The following is a 1,031-nucleotide window of genomic DNA, read 5'->3' as shown; positions in this document are numbered from 1 at the left end:
GGCAACGTTTGATAATAACTCCCGGGGATAAATGCATATCCCCCGGCCGCAAGATGATTAACATATTCCATATAAGACTCGTTATTAATTCAGGACAAAGAGATAAGGAACCACCATGATTAATTCGCTCCGGTTATGTCCAATACACCACTTTGCTATTATTGAGTCTGCCAATAAAGCGCCCGGCCGTAAGACGGCTTCCCTGACTGACGCTGCTGACACCGTGCAGATGACAGGCGTTCATGAAGTAAATATCCCCGGCATTCAGTCGCACTGAGAGGGATTCCACGCCCTGCAACTGGTGCGGAGGATAGGGATAACCGGTGTCCGTCACGCCAAAGCGGGCGCGGCAAGGCTCATCCGGATCGAGATTCCACATTTTCAATTCGCCACCGCCCTGCGCCGCTTCCAGGCACACATTAAACGCAGTCACCGTCATGGCATCGGCAATTTCAAAATCATCCTGTTGCGCAAACTTAAGCTGGGCGCGGTCTTCATGCGGCATCAGCGACATGACACCGTTATCCAGCCAGCGACGGAACGTGGCAAAACAGGCGTAAGAATTCTTATAACGCGCCGGACCAAAATGGATCCCTTCGTCAAGGAATAAATCTTCCAGCGTACGGTTGAGGAACAGGGATTCGGTGGCATAACTGTCCGCGACGGACATCAGTTCTGCAACACTGGCGTTTACCCGGTTCACTTCCGCCATATAGTTTTCACCGTTACGTGAAAACTGCGTGGCGCCAATCTGATTGGTCAGAACAAAACCGTCATCGGCGCGGTTTCCACCACCGTTGCGATTCACCATCTGATTAAACTTTTCTGCTACATCCTGGCAGATTTCTTTATCCGCAAAATTACGGATAATATACAGAACATTACCCTGATGATGACCGTGCAGAATAATATTTTTGATAATGCTGAAATCTACATTATCAGGCTCTGTTTCTAAATAACTAAAACCTATTTTTACTGAACCGGACAATACCATCTTTTGCTGTTTTTCAGCCAATAACTCACTCATGACG

General features: G+C 48.0%; 1 protein-coding gene. It reads right to left on the bottom strand.

Annotated features, from left to right (window positions below; genetic code table 11):
- Positions 1–133: 133 nt before the first annotated feature.
- On the bottom strand, positions 134–1,031 hold an 898-nt coding region (gene hilA, locus J1785_RS00780; RefSeq protein WP_420803822.1), incomplete at its 5' end, for an L-isoleucine 3(1)-dioxygenase.

Source organism: Rahnella perminowiae, assembly GCF_019049755.1.
Taxonomy (GTDB): Bacteria; Pseudomonadota; Gammaproteobacteria; order Enterobacterales; family Enterobacteriaceae; genus Rahnella; species Rahnella perminowiae.
The sequence above is the reverse complement of the archived record's forward strand: the minus strand, read 5'-3'. Positions and strand labels throughout refer to the sequence as shown.